The organism is Cupriavidus sp. CP313 (assembly GCF_054072015.1).
Genome location: NZ_JBSVZB010000039.1, coordinates 19,685 through 39,195 on the forward strand (window position 1 = coordinate 19,685; position 19,511 = coordinate 39,195).

Below are 19,511 nucleotides of genomic sequence, written 5' to 3' on the forward strand. Positions count from 1 at the left end.
TGGTTCAAGCGATGGTGGCCGCGTGGGCCGCGGCATGCCATTGCGCGTATTAATCGAAGGAGTGTCATGCGTACTACCAGCCAGTCTGCCCCCGTACTCGTTGTCGGCGGCGGCATCGGAGGACTTGCCGCCGCCCTGGCGCTGGCGCGCGAGGGCTGTCATGTGAAGGTGCTGGAACAGGCCAGCGTGATCGGCGAGATTGGTGCCGGCGTGCAGTTCGGCCCCAATGCGTTCGCCGCATTCGACGCGCTTGGCGTCGGCGAGCGCACGCGCGGCCATGCGGTCTATACCGACCACATGATGATGATCGATGCCATCGACGGGAAGACCATCGCCGACATTCCGGTCGGCGCGGCGTTTCGCAAGCGCTTCGGCAATCCGTACGCCGTCACGCATCGCGCCGATGTCCACAACTCTCTTCTCGAAGGCGTGCGTGAAACCGACAGGATCGAGTTCGTCACCGCGACGCGCATCGTCGAGGTCAGCCAGACTGCCGACAACGTTACCGCAATCGACGAGCAGGGCAATCGCTACCACGGCTGCGCGCTGATCGGCGCAGACGGTGTGAAATCCGCAGTCCGCCAGCAACTGGTCGGCGATGCGCCGCGCGTGTCCGGGCATGTGGTCTATCGCGCGGTCATCGACGCCGCGCAGTTTCCGGACGAGATGAAATGGAATGCCCCGGTCCTGTGGGTGGGGCCGAATTGCCACGTCGTGCACTACCCGGTGCGGGCCGGCGAGCAGTACAACCTCGTGGTCACGTTCCACAGCCGTCAACAGGAAACCTGGGGCGTCAGCGATGGCAGCCAGGAAGAGGTGTTGTCCTACTTCCAGGGTATCGATGCCCGGCCACACCAGTTGCTGTCGCTTCCGCCGAGCTGGCGCCGTTGGGCCACCGCCGATCGTGAGCCGATCGGACAATGGAGCTATGGCCGCGTGGCGCTCCTCGGCGACGCCGCCCACCCGCTGCTGCAGTACCTCGCGCAAGGCGCCTGCATGGCCGTCGAGGATGCGGTAACGCTCGGCGCCGCCGTCCGCGCCTGTGACGGCGATCTGCCGCGCGCCTTCTCGATCTACCAGGATGTGCGCATCACGCGCACCGCGCGCGTCGTGCTGTCCACGCGCGAGTTCGGCCGCCTCTGTCACGCGGCCGGCGTGGAACGCATGGTGCGCAACTCGCTGTGGAAATCACGCTCGCCCGACCGCTTCTATGACGCGCTCGAGTGGCTCTACGGCTGGAAGGCAGAGACCTGCCTGGCAGCCTGACGGGCGTGCCTGCCCCAACCGTCCAACCGTTGCAATACGGCACCGCTATCGGTGCAGCTGATTCAAAAAACGCGGTATCTCGATGCCGAGATCCGAAACTGGAGTCCCCATGACGTTCGTAATTCCTCCTGTTCCCGCTGTGACGATTCCCGTTGCCGGCGGCAACGGACAGTTCCCTGTGCGCCGGATCTACTGCGTGGGCCGCAACTACGCGGCGCATGTGCGCGAGATGGGCATGGACCCGGCCCGGGAGGCACCGTTCTTCTTCAGCAAGCCAACCGACGCGATCGTCGTCGCGTGTCCCGAAAGCCATGCGCAGATCGCCTATCCGCCCGCCACGGAGCAGTTTCACTTTGAGATCGAACTGGTGGCGGCCATCGGTACTGCGGGCCGCAATATCCCGGTCGAGCAGGCCAACTCCCATATCTGGGGATATGCGGTCGGTATCGACATGACGCGCCGTGACCTGCAGATCGCCGCGCGCGACAAGGGGCGGCCATGGGAACTCGGCAAGAGCTTTGACCAGTCGGCGCCGATCTCGGCGCTGCATCCGGCCGCCGAGGTCGGGCATCCGGCCGCTGGCGCGATCTGGCTGCAGGTCAACGGCAACGATCGCCAGCGCAGCGATCTCAACAAGCTGATCTGGTCGGTTCCCGAGATCGTAGCCAATCTGTCGAAGTTCTTCGCACTGCAGCCCGGCGACCTGATCTTCACGGGCACCCCCGAGGGCATCGGCCCAGTGCGGAGCGGCGAGGTGATGCGCGGTGGCATCGCCGGCCTCACCGACGTTGACGTGCGCGTGGCCTGAGGCGCCGACGACGATGGAACTGTACAACTTCTTCAACAGCTCCGCGGCGTACCGGGTGCGCATCGCGATGGCGCTGAAGGGCATTCGATGGGACCACGTCGGCGTGAACCTGCGCGCCGGCGAACAGCATCGCCCGGAGTACGGCGCGCTCAATCCCAACCGGCTCGTGCCGACATTGCATGACGGTGAGCAGGCGATCACGCAATCCCTGGCAATCATCGATCACCTCGATCGCCAGTGGCCCGAGCCGCGCCTGATCCCGCTGGAAGGGCTGGCGCGCACGCGCGTGCTGGAAATGGCGCTGACGATCGCCTGCGACATCCATCCGCTGAACAACATGCGCGTGCAGAAGTACCTGTCCGGACCCCTTGGCATCGCCGAAGCGGACAAGTCCGCGTGGGTCGCGCACTGGCTCACGGCCGGTTTCAGCGCGCTTGAGCCGTGGCTGCCCGCGGAAGGCGGCTGGAGTGTCGGCAATGCGCCCACGCTGGCCGACTGTTGCCTGGTGCCGCAGGTCGCCAATGCGTTGCGGGCGGGATTCAGCCTGGATCCGTACCCGCGCGTGCGCCGCGTCTACGAGCACTGCATGCGCCATGAAGCGTTCAGGGTGGCCGCGCCCAGCGCACAGCCCGACTACGTCGCCCACTGATTTCGATTCAGGAAGTCTCTTGTCATGACCGACTCTCCCACCCCCGATCTGCTCGCGCGCCGCGAGTCGTTCTACAGCGAACTGGAACCGCACGCGATGGCCGCACTCTGGACGCGGTTGCGCAAACTGATCCCCGCCGAACCAACGCCGGCCGGCGTGGCCCACCGCTGGGCCTATGCGACGGCCAGGCCATATCTGATGGAATCGGCCACGCTGATCTCGGCCGAGGAAGCCGAGCGTCGCGTGCTGTTGATGGAGAACCCCGGACTGCCGGGCACTTCGCGCGTCACCAACACGATGTATGCGGGGCTGCAACTGATCCTGCCGGGCGAGGTCGCGCCGGCGCACCGCCATACGCAATCGGCGTTCCGTTTCATCGTCGAAGGCTCGCGCGCGTTCACGGCCGTCGATGGCGAGAAGTCGTATATGGAGCCGGGCGATCTTGTCATTACGCCAGCCTGGACCTGGCACCACCATGGCCACGAGGGCGACGCGCCGATGGTCTGGCTCGATGGGCTGGACATTCCCATCGTGTCGTTCTTCAACGGTGGCTTCCGCGAGGAATTCGAGGCCGAGGAGGCGCCGATCACGCGTCCCGCCGGAGATGCGCTGGCACGCTACGGCACGGGGCTGATGCCGGTGGGCTATACGGCGTCGACGCTCAACTCTCCGGTGTTCAACTACCCCTACGCACGTACCCGCGAGGCGCTGTTCGCACTGACCCGCGCGGGTGATCCGGACGCGAATGCCGGACACCTGATGCGTTATACGAATCCGGTCGACGGCGGCTGGGCGATGCCGACCATCGCCACCATGATCCGGCTGTTGCCATCGGGCTTCTCGACCGCACCATACCGCTCGACCGACAGCACGGTGTTCGTCTGTGTGGAAGGCAGCGGCCACATCATGGTCGGCGACAAGCGGCTCGAATTTGCGCCGCACGATATCGTGGTGGTACCGGGCTGGAGCCGCTATACGCTCCACGCGAACTCCGACCTCGTGTTGTTCTCCTATTCGGATCGCGTCGCGCAGGAGAAGCTCGGCCTGTTCCGCGAGCAGCGCTCTTGAGGCAGGATGACCGTCATGACCACCGTCGTCTCGCATGAGGACCTCGTCGACAGCGTTGCCGCGGCACTCCAGTTCATCAGTCACTATCATCCGGCCGACTATATCGGGCACCTCGCGCATGCCTATGCGCGCGAGGCCAGTGGCGCGGCGAAGCAGGCCATCGCGCAGATCCTGATCAACTCCAGGATGTGCGCGGAAGGCCGGCGTCCGATCTGCCAGGACACGGGCATCGTCAATGTGTTCGTGAAGGTCGGCATCGACGTGCGGCTGGCTGGCTTTCCCGCGTCGATCGTCGAAGCGGTCAACGATGGCGTACGCCGCGCCTATCTCGATCCGGACAATACGCTGCGCGCGAGCATCGTCGAGGACCCGCTGTTCGCGCGCCGCAATACCGGCGACAACACGCCCGCGGTGGTCCATGTCGAAGTCGTGCCCGGCAACACGGTGACGGTCGATGTCATGGCCAAGGGCGGCGGCAGCGAGAACAAGAGCAAGTTCACCGTGCTGATGCCAAGCGATTCGGTGGCGGACTGGGTCGTCAGCATGGTGCCGACAATGGGGGCCGGCTGGTGTCCGCCCGGGATGCTCGGCATCGGCGTTGGCGGTACGGCAGAGAAGGCGATGCTGCTGGCCAAGCAGAGCCTGACCGAGCCGCTGGACATGCTCACGCTGAAGGCGCGCGGCGCGGCCAACGCATTGGAGGCGCTGCGGATCGAGATCCATGACCGCGTCAATGCGCTGGGCATCGGCGCGCAGGGGCTGGGCGGACTGACCACGGTGCTCGACGTCAAGATCGCCACCTATCCGACGCATGCGGCCAGCATGCCCGTGGCGATCGTGCCAAATTGCGCAGCCACGCGGCATGCGCGCTTCGTGCTCGACGGCACCGGCCCGGCACTGTTGACGCCGCCATCGCCCGATCTCTGGCCCGATCTGCCCCTGCCGGACGGCAGCACTAGCCGCCGCGTCGATCTGAATACGCTGACGCGAGCCGAGACGGCTACGTGGCGCGCCGGCGAAACGCTGTTGCTGTCGGGCCGGATGCTGACCGGGCGTGATGCGGCGCACAAGCGCATCGACGACATGCTCGCGCGTGGCGAGCCGCTGCCGGTCGATTTCCGCAATCGCATGATCTATTACGTCGGCCCGGTGGATCCCGTGCGTGATGAAGTCGTCGGTCCTTGCGGGCCTACCACGTCGACGCGCATGGACAAGTTCGCCGGGCGCATGCTCGGGGCGACCGGTGTGCTAGGGATGATCGGCAAGGCAGAGCGGGGGCCTGCCGCGGTGCGCGCGATCGTCGAGAAAGGCTGCGTCTATCTGGCCGCGACCGGTGGCGCTGCCTATCTGATCTCGAAGGCAGTGCGTTCGTCACGTGTGCTGGCGTTTGCCGACCTCGGCATGGAGGCCATCTACGAGTTCGAGGTGGAAGACTTTCCGGTGGTAGTCGCCGTGGATGCCAATGGCGGCAATGTCCATGAGCACGGCCCCAAGGCGTGGCGTATCGCAGCGGCCTGACCTTCCTGCACAGGGCGGGCTGAGCTGCCCCATGCCCGAAGTGCAAGCCGCATGCAGAAGCGCACGAGAGAGCGCATGAGAGTGCTCCCTATGTGAGCTGCGTCGATAAAAAAGCTTGCGCGCCTTAACTACGACCAATAGAATCGTAGTTAAGGCGCGCAACCGCAGGCTGCCGTCGAGCTGATCAGGCCACTAAGCCACCTGTACGGCCTGGCCGGTCACATAGAGCGACGTTTGATTCAGGAGCATGAAACATGTCGAAACGCATTCTTGTTATCGGGGCCGGCTTTGCCGGTATGTGGAGCGCGCTGGCTTCGGCCCGCCTTTTGGATCACGTGGGACGCACTGACGTGGAGATCGCGCTTGTCGCGCCTGAGCCCGAGCTGCACGTCCGTCCCCGCCTCTACGAGAAGAACCCGGGCGGGATGAGGGCGCCGCTGCAAGAGATCTTCAAGGCTGTGGGCGTCAAGTTCATCCAGGGTGTGGTGGAACACATCGATGTGGCAAGCCGTGAGGTGGAAATTGCGGGTGTGGGTGCCGATACGTCGCGTCGCAAGCTTGGCTATGACCGCCTGGTCCTTGCCACTGGCAGTCGCCTGTTCCGGCCGCAGATCCCGGGTCTTGACCAGCACGCGTTCAATGTGGACCAGGTGGCAGATGCCGCTCGCCTCGAGGCACATGTCTTCAGTTTGGCCAGTCGTCCCGAGAGCGCGGCGCGCAATACGGTGGTGGTCGCCGGAGCCGGCTTTACTGGCATCGAGACTGCCGCGGAGATGCCTGCCCGTCTGCGCGAGGCGTTCGGCAAGGACGCGGCCGTGAACGTGATCATGGTCGAGCGCAATACCGACATTGGTCCCGATCTGGGGGCCGGCCCACGTCCTGTGATCACGCAGGCGCTGACCGAACTCGGTGTGACATGGAAGCTCGGCTCCGGTGTCGCTGCTGTCGATGCGAAGGGCGTTACGCTCGAGAACGGGGAGCGGATTGAGGCAGACACCGTCATTTGGACCGCGGGGGCTCGAGCCAGTGCGCTGACTTCGCAGATTCCGGCGAAGCGCGATAACTTCGGGCGACTGCATGTCGATCGCAACCTGAAGGTCGAAGGCATCGATGCGGTCTACGCCACCGGTGACGTAGCCTATGCGGCCACCGATGATGAGGGGAACCGCGCCATGATGTCGTGCCAGCACGCCCAGAACATGGGCCGGTCAGCAGGACACAATGTCGCAGCGGACCTTTTGGGGGAGGAGCCGATTCCCTACAGCCAGCCGAAGTATGTGACCTGCCTGGATCTGGGGCCGTGGGGGGCTGTTTACACTGAAGGTTGGGATCGCCAGGTGAAACTTGCGGGCGCAGAAGCCAAGGCGCTGAAAACGCGGATCAATACCGAGTGGATCTATCCGCCAAGCGCCAACCGTGCCGAGGCGCTTGCGTCCGCCGACCCCCGTCGCATCATCGTGGCCTGACAGCGCGGGCAATAGTGAAAGAGGGCGATCCTGGTGGATCGCCCTCTTTGCCTTCCGTGTGAACTCGAAGGATCTGGGTTGATCGGGCTAATGCTGTTCAGGCACGCTTGCGCGTTCTTGCGTGCGTGGGTTCGGCCTTGTCTCCGCGTCGATTGGCTGCGCGATCGGTCAACCATTGAACGACTTGCGGGCCGTAGCTGGCCGGTGCCTTGTCCATGGTGCGATGGGCCAGGTCGGCCAGCGTGTGCTGCTTGAGTTCCGCACGCATGGCCTTTTCAGCCGCCTGCATCACGGCGTGGATCGAGCATACGCCGCGCGTAGCCCACGCCGGCGTACCGCTCTCGAATACCGCGCAGCGGCCGCGGATCTCGCGGCAGTCAAACAAAGGCTTGTCCCCGTCGATGGCTACCACCACGTCGTGCACGGTAATGCGGTCAGCGGCGCGGGCCAGCCTGAACCCGCCCTTGATGCCTTCAGTCGCCACGACTAGTTCCGCCTTGGCCAATTTGGTGAACAACTTGGCCAGGAACTCGTTGGGAATGCCCTGCAGTTCGGCAAGGTCACGGACACTGGCTTCTTCCACTGCGGCCTGCGAACGCGTCAGGTACAGCAGGCAGTGCAGACCGTACTCAACTCCGGCGCTGATGTGTGACATTGATTAACTCAGACTATTAATATCGTAGTTGCAAGCCTATACAGATCTGGCCCGGACTGCAAGGATTCAGGCGACCGCCTGATCACGTCCATCCGGCAGATGGCAGGGGCAGGGTGGATCACTCCGAGCGGATTCATCGATGGCCTTGACAAAAATACCGATTGGTATATTCTAGCTTCCATGAATAAAGCTCAGCGAACCCGCCAGTTCATCGTCGAGAAGACAGCCCCGATCTTCAACGTCAAGGGCTATGCCGGTACGTCCCTGGCCGATATGACGGAGGCCACCGGGCTGACGAAGGGCAGCGTCTACGGCAACTTTGCCAACAAGGAGGAGGTGGCCCTGGCCGCTTTCGACCACAACTGGAAGCAGGCGCAGGCCGCAGTCCGTGCCGTAATGGCCACGAGGGAAACCAACAAGGAGAAGTTGCTCGCCTTGACAGGCGTGTACGAAGACCTGCCTGAGAATTTTCCCAAGGGGGGATGCCCGCTGCTCAACACAGCCATTGAAGCCGACGACACTCACCCAGCCCTGCGCGAGAAAGCCATGGAGGCGTTCCGGGGCTGGAAGACGCATCTGGCCGCGGTCATCAAGGCAGGCATTGCCTCGCGAGAGTTCCGAAAAGACGTCGACGCCGAGCAGACTGCCGTCGCGCTGATTGCATTGATCGAGGGCGCCATCATGATCTCTCGCCTCACAGGCAACCCCGGCTACAGCAAGGCCGTGATGTCGGCGGTAGAAAAAACCATCGTCGATCTGAAGTGATTTTTTTTGACCAAAAATATACCAATCGGTATTTTATCCACCAGAGGAAGCAACCATGAGCGTGCAACTGAAACGGAAAGTCGCATTCGCCCTGTCGATGGGAGTCGTGACGACAGGGATCATTTCCTTCGTCCTCCTTACTCTCAATCTCGGATTCTCGGAAGGCTTTGCCCTGACGTGGCTGCGTTCCTGGGGCATCGGATATGTGATCGTCATTCCCGCCATCCTCCTGGTCGGTCCGCGTCTGCAGACGCAGGTCGATCGCCTGATTCACTGAGCCGACAGGCCAGCATCGAGGACCACTGACATGTCCAGGTCATTCCTGCAGCGGCTGCTTGCCTCCGTTCTCGTCCTCGGCGCCTTGATTGCGTCGGGATGCGCCCACCATGCCCACAAGCAGGTTCCGAAAGCCGAGATCGGATTCATCAATATCGACACGGACATCTCGCTCAGAACGATGGTGGTGCACAACCCCAGTCCGAAAGGGACCGTTCTCTTCCTGCATGGATTCCCGGAGACCCTGTACGCCTGGAAGGACATTGCCCTGGCTCTCGGCGATGACTACGAAGTACACGCCATCGATTGGCCTGGCTACGGTCTCTCATCGCGACCAACGGCCGACAAGTTTTCCTATGCGCCCAGAGACTATGCCCGTGTCCTGAAGGAGTACATCCGCAAGGCAGGCATCGACACGTCGAAGCTCACGATCTACGCAACGGATATCGGAGCCTTGCCTGCCCTTCTCCTGGCTCTCGAAGAACCGGACATTGCCAGGACGATTATCGTGGGCGACTTCGCCCCGTTCAACAGACCTCGTTACATGTACGAGAGCCTGCAGAGCCTGAAGTCGCAACCTTCGGCCGAGCTGGCTCGTGTTCAGTTGAACAAGAATCGCGAGGATGTTCTCCAGAATGCCTACAGGCGCGGCTTGTCCAGGGAAGCGCAGTTCGACGTATCCGTCGAACTCAAGGACGACATGTCGCGCGGATGGAGCCACGGGGAGATGACGTCAGCGGACGCCTTCTATCACTACTACTTGCACTTCACGCGGGACCAGGAGTATTTCGAGGCGAACCTGGGCCGGCTCAAGACGCCCGTGAAGGTAATTTGGGGTGAGAAAGACATCTACATCAATAAGGACATGGGCATCGAGTTCGCCGAGAAGGCCCATGCAGCGTTCACCCTGCTTCAAGGGATTGGGCACTACCCGCACCTGCAGGACCCCCAGCAAACCGTGGCAGAGATTCGCGCCTCATTCCGGTAAGCCCGCATTGCGAGCAGGCCCCGGCAGCCGTTGCCGTCATTTCGCGTCGCCCGTAGGCGCCACCCTGGACGACGCTCAACTCCGTGTGGCGAACAACACCCTTAACCTGGAACATCCCGAGATGATCAATCAAATCGACAAAGTGATTTACACCGGCAAGACCCGCACTACCGGCGGCCGCAACGGTAACTCCCGCAGTTCTGACGACCGTCTGGTCGTCGACCTGTCAGGACCCGGCAGCAACGGCAGCGGTACCAATCCGGAGCAGCTCCTGGGCGCTGGTTGGTCGGCTTGCTTCCTTGGTGCAATCGCCAAGGCGGCACAGGCGGCCAAGGTCGCGCTTCCGGCCGACGCGGCCGTTGATGCTGAAGTGGATCTCGGCCAGGGCGGAGACGCCTACTTTCTGGCGGCGCGGCTCAATGTCAGCTTGCCTGGCCTTGACCGCCAGGTCGCCGAGTCCATCGCAAAGACCGCACACCAGACCTGCCCATACTCCAAGGCCACGCGCGGGAATATTGATGTCGAGATCAACATCGTCTGAGGACGACCGGATCCCGCACGACACATAAGAGCCCCTCTCCGCTTCGCACGCATTGGCCGATTCTCGCCGATGCGTGCCACGAACCTTCCCATGATTCCCATCCGTCGTTAAGCACGACAAGGAAACCTGCCCATGAAAATGACCCGAATCTTCGCCGTGGCCCTGCTTATCGCCGGCAATGGTTTGCTTCTACCAACGGCTCAAGCGCAAACGCCGGGAGTCCACCGCACCGATCTGGTCCAGCGCGAACTCAGCGTGCCCGGTCGTGAGGGCGTACAGGTACGCGTCGACTTTGATCCCGGCGCATTCGCACCGAAACACTCGCACCCCGGCGAAGAAATCGCCTATGTCCTGCAAGGGACGCTGGAATACCAGCTCGACGACAAGCCGCCTGTCACGCTGAAGGCCGGTGATTCGCTGTTCATTCCGGCCGGGAGTGCCCATTCGGCGCGGAATGTCGGCAGCGGCAAGGCGTCTGAACTGGCAACTTACATCGTCAGGAAGGGGGTGCCTCTGGCGGTGCCGGCCAGGCAATCTGGATCGGCCACTGCAGAATAAGGGAGGCTTTCAATGAACACGGAATGGCCCAACCAGGCTCCCGACCCGTCGCGCCGAACTTTACTATTGGGCGGCGTGGCGACGGTAGCGCTCTCCATGCTTTATCCGCCCCTGACTACCGCTGCGCAGGAAAAATCCGGGCTTCCCGTGGCATCAGATGCGATCCGCCCATTCCGTGCGCACGTCCCGCAAGCGGCCCTGGTCGATCTGCGCCGCCGCCTTGTCGCTACGCGCTGGCCCGATCCGGAAACAGTCGGCGATCGGTCCCAGGGCGTACAGCTTGAAAAACTCCAGCCGCTCATGCGCTACTGGGCAACGGGCTATGACTGGCGCAAGGCCGAGGCAAAACTTAATGCCTGGCCGCAGTTTGTGACGAACATCGACGGCCTGGACATTCATTTCATCCATGTCCGCTCGCGCCATGCAAACGCGATGCCGCTCATCATGACCCACGGCTGGCCAGGGTCGGTCTTCGAGTTGCTCAATGTCATTGGTCCGCTGACGGACCCCACCGCGCACGGCGGCACTGCAAACGACGCGTTCCATCTGGTGATTCCGTCGATTCCCGGCTTCGGCTTTTCACAGAAGCCCACGGACACCGGCTGGAATCCGGATCGGATCGCACGCACCTGGGATGTGCTGATGAAGCGGCTCGGATATGCGCGCTACGTTTCGCAGGGAGGCGACTGGGGCGCCATCATCTCCGACGCACTTGGCCGTCTGGCGCCTGAAGGGCTGCTTGGCATCCACGTCAACCGCATCGAGCGCGCCACGACGTTGCCACCGGCAATAGCCATGGCGCTGAAAAGCGGGGAGCCTGCGCCGGCAAGCCTGACCCCCGAAGAAAAGCAGGTGTTCGACGAGGCGAGGGATTTCCTCAACAAGGGATTCGGTTACGCGGCCATCATGCAAACGCGGCCGCAGACCATCGGCTTTGGCCTGGCCGATTCGCCAGTGGGGCTGGCAGCGTGGATCTATGACAAGCAGGCCGACTGGGTATTCACGCGTGGCGATCCTGAGCGAGCACTGGACCGTGACGCCATCCTTGACAACATCTCGCTCTACTGGCTCACAAATACAGGCGGGTCGAGCGGACGGATCTACTGGGAAACCAGTGTCGCTCCGGCAAAGAATTCCCCCATCACCGTTCCAGTGGCAGTGACCGTCTTCCCTGGCGAGGTCTACCGGCCACCGAGGCAGTGGTTGGCACGAGCCTATCCAAACCTGATCTACTACAACCGCGTTGCCAAAGGCGGTCACTTCGCGGCTTGGGAAGAACCGGAGTTGTTCGGCGCCGAACTACGATCTGCGTTCCGATCGTTGCGCTGAGCGGAAGAAGCTGTGTAGGAACGGTGTCGGCCCACGGTGCCGATCTTAAGGTCGGCAATTTCCGTCACGAGCGTTCTCTGATCTCATGTGCGCAGACAAAGTGTCAATCAAGGGACAAGAAGCCTCATTGCCATTGGCGTGGCATTGCCCAATGAGATTCTTCAGTTCAGCCCGCAATCGTCGCAAATCCTTCAATCTTTCCTCCACAAGACTGAGCTTTTGCTCGGCCAGTGCGCGGGCTGTGCTGCACGTGCCGCCATCGTTCTGTCGCAGCAGTACTCGGACTTCATCCAGGCTGAACCCGAGCGACTGGGCCTGGCGAATGAAATGAAGCCGCTGCAAGCTCTGTTGCGAATACTGGCGAATGGCGCCATAGGCACGCTCCGGCACCGGCAGCAGGCCGCACCGATGGTAGTAGCGTACCGTCTCCACGCCAACGCCAGCCGCCTTGGCCAGCTTCCCGATTGTTAGTGTGTGGTCCATCGCTTGACTCCGTACCTTAGTACGGACCTAGGCTACGCCTAGACCGCACATAGGGGAAGGGCGGATTGCATTTCGATGGGCAACGCCGGGGATCAGGTCGCCAGGCACGGTGACCGACTACTGCCCATCGGCCGTGAGGCAACGAGTCATGATGAGCGCCGTCAAGCTGCAGTCAATCATCACCTGCCCCAAGTGCGCGCATGCAAAAGAAGAAACCATGCCCATTGATGCCTGCCAGTGGTGCTATGAGTGCGAGCGTTGCCACGCGGTGCTAAGGCCCAAGGCCGGTGATTGCTGCGTCTTCTGCTCGTATGGCACCGAAAGGTGCCCGCCCATGCAACAGCAGGCTTGCTCGTGTGTTCGCCGACGCAGGTACAGCGATGCATGACGTACCCTCCATGCGGTTCCTCCCGGATGATCCCGGCTCTTACCCAGCCATGCTTGTCCGCGGGAACGTGTTCTTGCTCGGCAGTACGCGGCGCCCGCTGTATGTCGCGGGAAATTTAGAGGGGGGTCATTATGCAATCGCGGATCATTCGCGTTCTGCCCGCAGAAGATGGTTGGGCATTGGAGTTCTGCGGCCTCAATATATAGGCCCAGAAATTTCCGACCATGGAAGCGGCAATCGCTGCGGGTTGGGACGTGGCCAGGCGAGAGAACGCCGAATTGCACATACATCGTCACGACGGGGATGTGCACTTGTATAACCCGTGCGGTGACAAGCAACAGGAGCCGCAGCGGTGACGCCCCGAACGGCCACGCTTGATGCGGCTTTCATGGGGACTGTCTGACGGTGCCGAAGCACCGCCAGACCAGAGGCATTGCTACGCCGCAAGCGGCCCAGCCGCCATCAAGGCATCCAGCTTTGCTTTCACCATTTCAAGCAGGCAGAGCGCGCTGAAGCACGCTTCCGAGCGCACGCTTTGCTGCTCCAGCAGCACGAGCACGCCATCAATGCCGGCACGCACTTCATGCAGGCACGCGTTGGTTTCGATTGCATCGACCATTACTGACTCCTTACCAGGTTAATGCGCGCCACTCATTTGAAGGTGAGGGTGGCGGGCCAGACAGCGAGTGTGGAAACCAGTCTCCGGGAAAACCAGCCAGCCTTGCGGCTGCCTCGCCTGGCCCGCCATGGAACGATGCGTTCGTGCGAGCACGCAGGAGTGCCATGGGATGCGACACTCCTGCCCGGAGACACCTCGGGTTTCCACGCCCGGTCATCGGCCATCCGATGACGCAGTCAGTATTTCCTGCCGGAGTCATGCAGGCGATAAGAGATGTCGCATTTGGAAGGGGCGGGCGAAGATTGCGGCAACTCAGGCGAGTCGGAAATCGCTGAGTCTTGGAATGCGAGGTGGTCGCGGCGCGGTCGGTTGTCGTGCTTGGCGGGCGTGGGCTGTTTCGCCGGCGTAGCCGGCGACCTACTTCTTGTCCGAGCGACAAGAAGTAGGCAAGAAACGCGTCGCCTGGGCGGCTGGCCATCCATTCCACGGCGTGGGTGATTCGAGCGGCGGTGATTTCCGTTCGATGGGGTTGGTGGTTCGACCCTGCTACGCACCCTGTCCGGTGCCTCCGTCCACGGACTATTGGACGAACCCGACTTTAGGCTATTGGCAGCCTACTAACCAGGTTATTGGTGGGACGCCTTCGGCTGCGCTGCGCGCACTCAGTATCGCAGGTCGGGTGCCCTGGCACGGAGTGCGTCGCTGCGCTCGCACGGCGCTGTCGTGAATGATGCCGGGCCAAAAGCGCGGGCCAGAAAGTGGTCATCAACTCTGCCACGTTAGGGCCGGCGCGAAGCGCAGCCGAAGGCGTCCCACCGACGCGGTGGTTAGCAGGCTGCCAATGGCCTAAAGTCGGGTTCGTCCAATAGTCCGTCGACGCAGGCACCAGACAGGGAGCGTAGCTGGGTCGAACGGGCAACCACGCAAAACGGCAAGCACTGCCGCCATATGACCAACACCGTGCAATTTATGGCCAGCCGCCCAGGCGACGCGTTTCTTGCCTACTTCTTGTCGCTTGGACAAGAAGTAGGTCGCCGGCTACGCCGGCGAAACAGCCCACATCAGCCAAGCACGACAACCAACCGCATGGAACTAAACCCAATCATGAGTTCCCGACCCCGATGATCTTTGGCAGAGATCCGTCCACACTATGCTCCCCCACCTGAGCCACAAAATCCTCCCCCTCCGGCAACCCCAACGAAAACCTCACCGGAAAATTCACAGCAATCCCGCCTTCCCCAGGCACCGACCGCACCACCTCCCGCGCCTGCACATGCGGATCCTCAAACAGCGCCGTCGCCCCCAGCACCGGCGAGAACGGAATGTCCAACGGTTCGAAGAACACCTCCCACTCGGCGAGGTCGCGTGTACGGAACACCGCCGCCATCAAATCATTGACCTCCACCTTGTGCCCATACCGCCCGGCCCGCGTGGCAAAGCGCGGATCACGCAAGGCCGGGAATTCGTCGCCCAGCGCCTCGCACAGATTGACCCAGAACTTGTTCTCGAGGATGCCCATCGCCAGATGCAGGCCGTCGCGCGTTTCGAAGAGATCGTTCTCCGGCATCACGGTGGGCGATGCCTGCGGGGATGCCTCATGTCCGCGCGCGGCCCACGCGCCGTGGGCGGTCCACGACAGGATCGCGTCATGGATCGAGACATCCAGATGTTGCCCCTGCCCGTTCTGGCGCGCACTCATGATCGCCACTGCAAGCGATAGCGCCGCGTAGCCGGAGGCGGCGTAGTCCGACACCCGCACGCGCGGGCGCGAGACCTTGTCGTGCACCTGCACCGGCGTCGCCCAGTATCCAGCCAGCGCCAGGTAGTTCAGGTCATGTCCGGCATGGCTGGCATACGGGCCAGTCTGGCCGAAGCCAGAGACCGAACACAGCACGATGGCCGGATTGACCGCTGCCAGCGCTTCATAGCCCAGCCCGAGCCGCGCCATCACGCCGGGGCGGAAGCCTTCCACTACGGCATCGGCATTGCGCACCAGGTCAAGGAAGGCTTCACGGCCAGCATCGGTCTTCAAGTCCAGCGCAACCGAGCGCTTGCCGCGGTTGAACTGGGCGAACACCGTCGGGCCGAGCTGCCGTGCGGTATCGCCGGTGCCGGGCTGCTCGACCTTGATCACATCCGCGCCCAGTTGTCGCAGCAGGCTGCATGCGTGCGGACCGGGCAGCAACTGGCTGACGTCGATGATGGTGACGTCCTTGAGGCAGGACCATTCTGGCTTCATGCTGGGCCTTTGGGAAATGAAAGGGAGGGAGAGCGCCGCACGCGCACAAGGTGGCATGCGGCGGAGGCGGGCAGGACGCTCAGCCCAGGTCGCCGACCATGCCGATCGACTTCATCAGGTCGCCGTAACGCGCGTTGTCGCTGGCCACCATGGTGCCGAACTGCGCGGGCGAGGCGCTGCGGCGCAGCTCGCCGGCATTGGCCTTGAGCTGGGCATCGAACACGCCGGCGCTCTGCAGGGCGCCGACGGCGGCATGCAGCTTCTGCGCCAGTTCGGCCGGGAAGTTGGCCGGTGCGAACAGGCCGCTCCAGTTGTCGATGACAAAGCCCGGGGGCAGGGCTTCGGCCATGGTTGGCACGTCCGGGAAGAACGGCGAGCGCGCGGCGGCAGTGACGGCAAGCACCCTGACCTGGTTATTGCGCACGTACTGTGTCGCGGTGCCAAGCACCGGCATGCCGAACTGGGTTTGTCCGGTCAGCATGGCGGTGATGATTTCCGGCGCGCCCTTGTAGGGGATATGTACGGCGTCGCCGCCGGTCTGGTGCAGCATGGTTTCCACCGCAAGATGGGCGATGCTGCCCTTGCCGCCGGAGCCATAGTTGAACTTGCCCGGCGCCTTCTTCATCGCGGCGATCAGCTCGGCAGCGGTCTTGTAGGGGGACGAGACCGGCACCACCAGCGCGGACGGCCCGCCGGACAGGGCAGTGATCGGCGTGAAGTCCTGCTCCGGGTCGTACGGCATCTTGCGGTACATGTGCACGTTGATCACGTGCGTATTGGCCAGGATGCCCAGCGTATAGCCATCGGGCGCGGCACGGCGCAGCGCGCTGGCACCGATGATGCCGCCGGCCCCGGGCATGTTCTCGACCACCAGCGGCTGGCCGAGCTTCTTGCCCAGCTCCGCCGACAGCGTGCGGGCCACGTTGTCGGGCGTGCTGCCGGCGATAAACGGAACGATCAGCCGGATCGGGCGGTTGGGGTAGCTGGATGAAGCGCTGGCGGCGCGGGCCGGCAGCAGCAGGCTGCCCAGCGCGGCGGCGCCGGCGGTGGCAAGCCAGTTTCGGCGGTTCATGCTTGGTCTCCGTGGTCTTGTCGTATGGTCCTCATGCCGGCGGCGACCGTGCCGCCGGCACGGTCAGGCCTTCTGCTGCTGCAGCGGTTCGAGGATAGCGCGCGCAATGGTGTTGCGCTGGATCTCGCTGGTGCCGGTGAAGATGCGGAACATGCGCAGCTTGCGGAAGGTCTGCTCCACCGGATGGCCGCGCGTGACGCCGACATTGCCGTGGATCTGCACGGCCTTGTCCGCCACCTCGAAGCAGCGCTCCGAGACAAAGAGCTTGCACGCCGCGGCCTTCATGCGCAGGTCGGCGCCGGCATCGGCCAGCGCGGCGGTATGCGTGATCATGCTTTCGCAGGCCCATAGCGCGGCGGCCATGTCGGCCAGCATGTGCTGGATCGCCTGGAAGCGCGCGATCGGCCCGCCGAACTGGCGGCGCTGCCCGGCATATTCCACCGACGACTCATATGCCTTCGTCGCCAGACCCAGCATGCTGGGGCAGTGCAGCAGGCGGTTCACGTTGATGCGCGACATGCCCAGCTTGAAGCCGTTGCCTTCGCCGCCAAAGATATTGGCGCGCGGCACGCGCACGTTCTCGAAGCGGATGTCGCCGTCGATATGCTGGCCCGACATCGGCACGTACTCGTTGCTCACCGTCACGCCCGGCAGGTCCAGGTCGACCAGCACCGCGGTGATGGCCGGCGGCGTGGTGGTGGCGTCGGTCACGCACATGACGATGGCAAAGTCGGCGAACGGCGCGCCGCTGATGTAGTGCTTGCCGCCGTTGATGACCAGCTCGTCGCCATCGGCCACGGCCGAAGTCCTGATGCTTTGCGCGTCGGAGCCGGAATGCGTTTCCGTCAGTGCGAAGCAGGTCGATTTCTCGCCGCGGATCACGGGCTCGAAGTAGCGCTTGAGCTGGTCCGGCGTGGCGTACTTGAGCATATTGCCCACGCGCGGCGGGCCGCCCAGGTCGCCCAGCACGTGCGCCGCCAGGGTGGAGCCGCTGGCGGCCAGGTCGGCCTTGAGCGCGCATTGCTCCTGGATGTTCAGGCCCTTGCCGCCGAGCGATGTCGGCAGGCACGCGGCGTAGAAGCCCAGCTCGCTGGAGCGTCGCCAGACATTGCGCAGGGTCTCGCGCGGCCACGGGTCTTCAGAGCCCAGGCCGAGTTCCTGTTCCAGCGGGCGTAGCTCTTCGTCGATAAAGCGGCGGATGCCGGCGCGGGTTTCCAGCAGTACGGGATTGGTCAGATGATCGAACATGGCGGGCTCCTTCAGTTCACGCGGCGCCCGACGCCTTGCCAGTAGCGTTCGCGCACGATCTTGCGGGCCAGCTTGCCGCTGGCGTTCTTGGGCAGCTCGGCGACAAAGTCCACCGAGCGCGGCGACTTGTAGTCGGCAATGCGCTCGCGGCAGTGCGCGATCAGCTGCTGGGCGGTAACCTCGCGCCCGGGCCGCAGCGTGACCACGGCCTTGACGCTTTCACCCCAGGTGTCGTCCGGCACGCTGATGACGCAGGCTTCCAGCACGTCGGGGTGCTGGTACAGCGTGGCTTCCACCTCGGTCGGATAGACGTTGAAGCCGCCGGAGATGATCATGTCCTTCTTGCGGTCGACCAGGTACAGGTAGCCGGCCTCGTCCACGCGCGCCATGTCGCCGGTATGCAGCCAGCCGTCGATGACGGTCTCGCGCGTCAGCCCGGGCTCGTTAAAGTAGCCGTGGAACACGTCTTCGCCGCGGATCACCAGTTCGCCGATCTCGCCCACGGCGACCTCCTTGCCTTGCTCGTCGACCACGCGCACTTCGGTCTCGCCCAGGGCGCGGCCGCAGGAGGCCAGGCGCTCAGGGTGGCTGGCGATGGCGTCGGCATGGTCGGTGGTGGACAGGCGCGTCACGCCGGAGGTCGATTCGCTGGCGCCATAGCCCTGCGACAGGATCGGGCCGATGCGCTCCCAGGCCTCGCGGATGCGTGCCGGCGCAATCGGCGCGGCACCGTAGGCCAGGGTCTTCAGGCTGGACAGGTCGGCCTGCGCCAGCGTGGGCTCGGCCAGCAGCATGTTGATCATGGCCGGGACCATGAATACGTGGGTGATGCGCAGCCGCGCCACCTCGGCCAGGAAGTGCGCGGGCTCGAATTTCTCGAACAGCACCAGCGTGGCACCCTGGTACAGGTAGGGCTGCATCAGCATGCCGGAGGCGTGCGTGACCGGTCCGATCAGCGCCAGCCGGTCGCCGGGGCGGGCCGGGCGGTCCATGCCGGACACCATCTTGCGCAGCGCCGCCATGCGGTTGCCGTAGCTCTGCATGGCGGCCTTGATCTTGCCGGTGGAGCCGGACGAGAAGTGCAGCACGGCCAGGTCGTCGGGGGCGGGGGTGATGTCCGGCGGCGTGGTGCCTGCGTTGGCCAGCAGTGCTTCATATTCGACATGGCCCGCCGGGGCGTCGCCGATGGCGATAAAAGTCTCGATGCTGCCGAAGCCTGCCGTGGTGCGCGCATAGCCGGTGTAGCCGGGGCCGGCGATCAGCACGCGCGGGGTGCAGTTCTCGACCACGTCGCTGGCCTCTGCCGCGGTGAAGCGCGGGTTGAGCGCCGCCTTGACCAGTCCGGCCTTGTACAGCGCGCACTCCAGTTCGACCAGCTCCGGCCGGTTGCGCGACTGCACCGCCACGCGGTCGCCGGGGTGCAGGCCCAGTGCCAGCAGCGCATTGGCCAGGCGCGTGGAGCGTTCGTCCAGCTGGCGATAGGTCACCTCCCGGTCCTGGTAGAGGATGGCGGGCTGGTCGCCCCAGTAGCGCGCGGCGCGGCGCAGGAAATACGCGAAACCCATGCTGTCTCCG

Annotated in this window: 20 protein-coding genes and 1 pseudogene; 14 read left to right on the plus strand and 7 right to left on the minus strand. The window is 63.8% G+C overall.

Features of this window, described 5'->3' with window-relative positions:
* Positions 1-66 precede the first annotated feature (66 nt).
* The 6 genes from ACW4E8_RS35045 (at position 67) to ACW4E8_RS35070 (ending at position 6,775) form a co-directional block, all read left to right on the plus strand.
* The gene (locus ACW4E8_RS35045; RefSeq protein ID WP_456808699.1) at positions 67-1,266 is read left to right on the plus strand and encodes a 3-hydroxybenzoate 6-monooxygenase; all 1,200 of its coding nucleotides are present in this window, start codon (positions 67-69) and stop codon (positions 1,264-1,266) included.
* 109 nt (positions 1,267-1,375) lie between these two features.
* Complete coding sequence (locus tag ACW4E8_RS35050) at positions 1,376-2,074, plus strand: fumarylacetoacetate hydrolase family protein (RefSeq protein WP_456808700.1); 699 nt, start codon at positions 1,376-1,378, stop codon at positions 2,072-2,074.
* 13 nt (positions 2,075-2,087) lie between these two features.
* Complete coding sequence (gene maiA, locus ACW4E8_RS35055; protein WP_456808701.1) at positions 2,088-2,723, plus strand: maleylacetoacetate isomerase; 636 nt, start codon at positions 2,088-2,090, stop codon at positions 2,721-2,723.
* A 24-nt stretch (positions 2,724-2,747) separates the two neighbouring features.
* Positions 2,748-3,791, plus strand: coding sequence for a gentisate 1,2-dioxygenase (gene gtdA / locus ACW4E8_RS35060; RefSeq protein WP_456808702.1), 1,044 nt, complete (start codon positions 2,748-2,750; stop codon positions 3,789-3,791).
* Between the two features lie 15 nt (positions 3,792-3,806).
* On the plus strand, positions 3,807-5,309 hold the full coding sequence (locus ACW4E8_RS35065) for a fumarate hydratase (RefSeq protein WP_456808703.1): 1,503 nt from the start codon (positions 3,807-3,809) through the stop codon (positions 5,307-5,309).
* A 254-nt stretch (positions 5,310-5,563) separates the two neighbouring features.
* Positions 5,564-6,775: an NAD(P)/FAD-dependent oxidoreductase gene (locus tag ACW4E8_RS35070; RefSeq protein WP_456808704.1), complete on the plus strand. Its 1,212-nt coding sequence runs from the start codon at positions 5,564-5,566 to the stop codon at positions 6,773-6,775.
* A gap of 97 nt (positions 6,776-6,872) precedes the next feature.
* Here ACW4E8_RS35070 and ACW4E8_RS35075 read toward each other — a convergent pair whose 3' ends face one another.
* Positions 6,873-7,430 carry an RrF2 family transcriptional regulator gene (locus ACW4E8_RS35075; RefSeq protein ID WP_456808705.1) on the minus strand — a complete coding sequence of 186 codons (558 nt, stop codon included), beginning with the start codon at positions 7,428-7,430 and terminating at the stop codon, positions 6,873-6,875.
* Positions 7,431-7,610: 180 nt separating this feature from the next.
* Between ACW4E8_RS35075 and ACW4E8_RS35080 the strand changes: the two genes are divergently transcribed.
* From ACW4E8_RS35080 to ACW4E8_RS35105, 6 genes are all read left to right on the plus strand, one after another.
* On the plus strand, positions 7,611-8,195 hold the full coding sequence (locus ACW4E8_RS35080; protein ID WP_456808706.1) for a TetR/AcrR family transcriptional regulator: 585 nt from the start codon (positions 7,611-7,613) through the stop codon (positions 8,193-8,195).
* A gap of 55 nt (positions 8,196-8,250) precedes the next feature.
* Positions 8,251-8,472, plus strand: a complete 222-nt coding sequence (locus ACW4E8_RS35085; protein ID WP_010809618.1) for a DUF2798 domain-containing protein — start codon at positions 8,251-8,253, stop codon at positions 8,470-8,472.
* A 30-nt stretch (positions 8,473-8,502) separates the two neighbouring features.
* Complete coding sequence (locus ACW4E8_RS35090) at positions 8,503-9,459, plus strand: alpha/beta fold hydrolase (RefSeq protein ID WP_456808707.1); 957 nt, start codon at positions 8,503-8,505, stop codon at positions 9,457-9,459.
* A gap of 124 nt (positions 9,460-9,583) precedes the next feature.
* A complete protein-coding gene (locus tag ACW4E8_RS35095; protein WP_456808746.1) occupies positions 9,584-10,000 on the plus strand; it encodes an organic hydroperoxide resistance protein in 417 nt (138 codons plus the stop codon).
* Positions 10,001-10,132: 132 nt separating this feature from the next.
* The gene (locus tag ACW4E8_RS35100) at positions 10,133-10,558 is read left to right on the plus strand and encodes a cupin domain-containing protein (RefSeq protein WP_456808708.1); all 426 of its coding nucleotides are present in this window, start codon (positions 10,133-10,135) and stop codon (positions 10,556-10,558) included.
* Positions 10,559-10,570: 12 nt separating this feature from the next.
* Entirely contained in the window at positions 10,571-11,887 is a 1,317-nt protein-coding gene (locus ACW4E8_RS35105; protein ID WP_456808709.1) for an epoxide hydrolase family protein, read from the plus strand.
* A gap of 45 nt (positions 11,888-11,932) precedes the next feature.
* On the opposite strand, the gene ACW4E8_RS35110 is transcribed toward ACW4E8_RS35105, so the two are convergent.
* Entirely contained in the window at positions 11,933-12,370 is a 438-nt protein-coding gene (locus ACW4E8_RS35110; RefSeq protein WP_456808710.1) for a MerR family transcriptional regulator, read from the minus strand.
* Between the two features lie 151 nt (positions 12,371-12,521).
* Between ACW4E8_RS35110 and ACW4E8_RS35115 the strand changes: the two genes are divergently transcribed.
* Positions 12,522-12,758: a GDCCVxC domain-containing (seleno)protein gene (locus ACW4E8_RS35115; RefSeq protein WP_456808747.1), complete on the plus strand. Its 237-nt coding sequence runs from the start codon at positions 12,522-12,524 to the stop codon at positions 12,756-12,758.
* A gap of 221 nt (positions 12,759-12,979) precedes the next feature.
* Positions 12,980-13,114, plus strand: a pseudogene (locus ACW4E8_RS35120) (DUF2188 domain-containing protein); the annotation flags it as partial.
* Between the two features lie 80 nt (positions 13,115-13,194).
* Here the strand turns inward: ACW4E8_RS35120 and ACW4E8_RS35125 are convergent.
* From ACW4E8_RS35125 to ACW4E8_RS35145, 5 genes are all read right to left on the minus strand, one after another.
* A complete protein-coding gene (locus ACW4E8_RS35125) occupies positions 13,195-13,377 on the minus strand; it encodes a DUF1484 family protein (RefSeq protein ID WP_114134414.1) in 183 nt (60 codons plus the stop codon).
* 1,102 nt (positions 13,378-14,479) lie between these two features.
* The gene (locus ACW4E8_RS35130; RefSeq protein WP_456808711.1) at positions 14,480-15,616 is read right to left on the minus strand and encodes a CaiB/BaiF CoA transferase family protein; all 1,137 of its coding nucleotides are present in this window, start codon (positions 15,614-15,616) and stop codon (positions 14,480-14,482) included.
* Between the two features lie 79 nt (positions 15,617-15,695).
* Positions 15,696-16,688 carry a tripartite tricarboxylate transporter substrate binding protein gene (locus ACW4E8_RS35135; RefSeq protein ID WP_456808712.1) on the minus strand — a complete coding sequence of 331 codons (993 nt, stop codon included), beginning with the start codon at positions 16,686-16,688 and terminating at the stop codon, positions 15,696-15,698.
* A 63-nt stretch (positions 16,689-16,751) separates the two neighbouring features.
* The gene (locus ACW4E8_RS35140) at positions 16,752-17,936 is read right to left on the minus strand and encodes an acyl-CoA dehydrogenase family protein (protein WP_456808713.1); all 1,185 of its coding nucleotides are present in this window, start codon (positions 17,934-17,936) and stop codon (positions 16,752-16,754) included.
* Positions 17,937-17,947: 11 nt separating this feature from the next.
* Positions 17,948-19,501, minus strand: a complete 1,554-nt coding sequence (locus ACW4E8_RS35145) for an AMP-binding protein (protein WP_456808714.1) — start codon at positions 19,499-19,501, stop codon at positions 17,948-17,950.
* Between the last annotated feature and the right edge of the window lie 10 nt (positions 19,502-19,511).

What these genes read in the sequence shown, in the direction of transcription:
- ACW4E8_RS35045 (WP_456808699.1), top strand. Translation starts at nt 67, where the DNA reads ATGCGTACTACCAGCCAGTCTGCCCCCGTACTCGTTGTCGGCGGCGGC.
- ACW4E8_RS35085 (WP_010809618.1), top strand. Translation starts at nt 8,251, where the DNA reads ATGAGCGTGCAACTGAAACGGAAAGTCGCATTCGCCCTGTCGATGGGA.
- ACW4E8_RS35080 (WP_456808706.1), top strand. Translation starts at nt 7,611, where the DNA reads ATGAATAAAGCTCAGCGAACCCGCCAGTTCATCGTCGAGAAGACAGCC.
- ACW4E8_RS35140 (WP_456808713.1), bottom strand. Translation starts at nt 17,936, where the DNA reads ATGTTCGATCATCTGACCAATCCCGTACTGCTGGAAACCCGCGCCGGC.
- ACW4E8_RS35130 (WP_456808711.1), bottom strand. Translation starts at nt 15,616, where the DNA reads ATGAAGCCAGAATGGTCCTGCCTCAAGGACGTCACCATCATCGACGTC.
- ACW4E8_RS35090 (WP_456808707.1), top strand. Translation starts at nt 8,503, where the DNA reads ATGTCCAGGTCATTCCTGCAGCGGCTGCTTGCCTCCGTTCTCGTCCTC.
- ACW4E8_RS35050 (WP_456808700.1), top strand. Translation starts at nt 1,376, where the DNA reads ATGACGTTCGTAATTCCTCCTGTTCCCGCTGTGACGATTCCCGTTGCC.
- gtdA (WP_456808702.1), top strand. Translation starts at nt 2,748, where the DNA reads ATGACCGACTCTCCCACCCCCGATCTGCTCGCGCGCCGCGAGTCGTTC.
- ACW4E8_RS35115 (WP_456808747.1), top strand. Translation starts at nt 12,522, where the DNA reads ATGAGCGCCGTCAAGCTGCAGTCAATCATCACCTGCCCCAAGTGCGCG.
- ACW4E8_RS35075 (WP_456808705.1), bottom strand. Translation starts at nt 7,430, where the DNA reads ATGTCACACATCAGCGCCGGAGTTGAGTACGGTCTGCACTGCCTGCTG.
- ACW4E8_RS35105 (WP_456808709.1), top strand. Translation starts at nt 10,571, where the DNA reads ATGAACACGGAATGGCCCAACCAGGCTCCCGACCCGTCGCGCCGAACT.
- ACW4E8_RS35125 (WP_114134414.1), bottom strand. Translation starts at nt 13,377, where the DNA reads ATGGTCGATGCAATCGAAACCAACGCGTGCCTGCATGAAGTGCGTGCC.
- maiA (WP_456808701.1), top strand. Translation starts at nt 2,088, where the DNA reads ATGGAACTGTACAACTTCTTCAACAGCTCCGCGGCGTACCGGGTGCGC.
- ACW4E8_RS35065 (WP_456808703.1), top strand. Translation starts at nt 3,807, where the DNA reads ATGACCACCGTCGTCTCGCATGAGGACCTCGTCGACAGCGTTGCCGCG.
- ACW4E8_RS35145 (WP_456808714.1), bottom strand. Translation starts at nt 19,501, where the DNA reads ATGGGTTTCGCGTATTTCCTGCGCCGCGCCGCGCGCTACTGGGGCGAC.
- ACW4E8_RS35135 (WP_456808712.1), bottom strand. Translation starts at nt 16,688, where the DNA reads ATGAACCGCCGAAACTGGCTTGCCACCGCCGGCGCCGCCGCGCTGGGC.
- ACW4E8_RS35070 (WP_456808704.1), top strand. Translation starts at nt 5,564, where the DNA reads ATGTCGAAACGCATTCTTGTTATCGGGGCCGGCTTTGCCGGTATGTGG.
- ACW4E8_RS35100 (WP_456808708.1), top strand. Translation starts at nt 10,133, where the DNA reads ATGAAAATGACCCGAATCTTCGCCGTGGCCCTGCTTATCGCCGGCAAT.
- ACW4E8_RS35110 (WP_456808710.1), bottom strand. Translation starts at nt 12,370, where the DNA reads ATGGACCACACACTAACAATCGGGAAGCTGGCCAAGGCGGCTGGCGTT.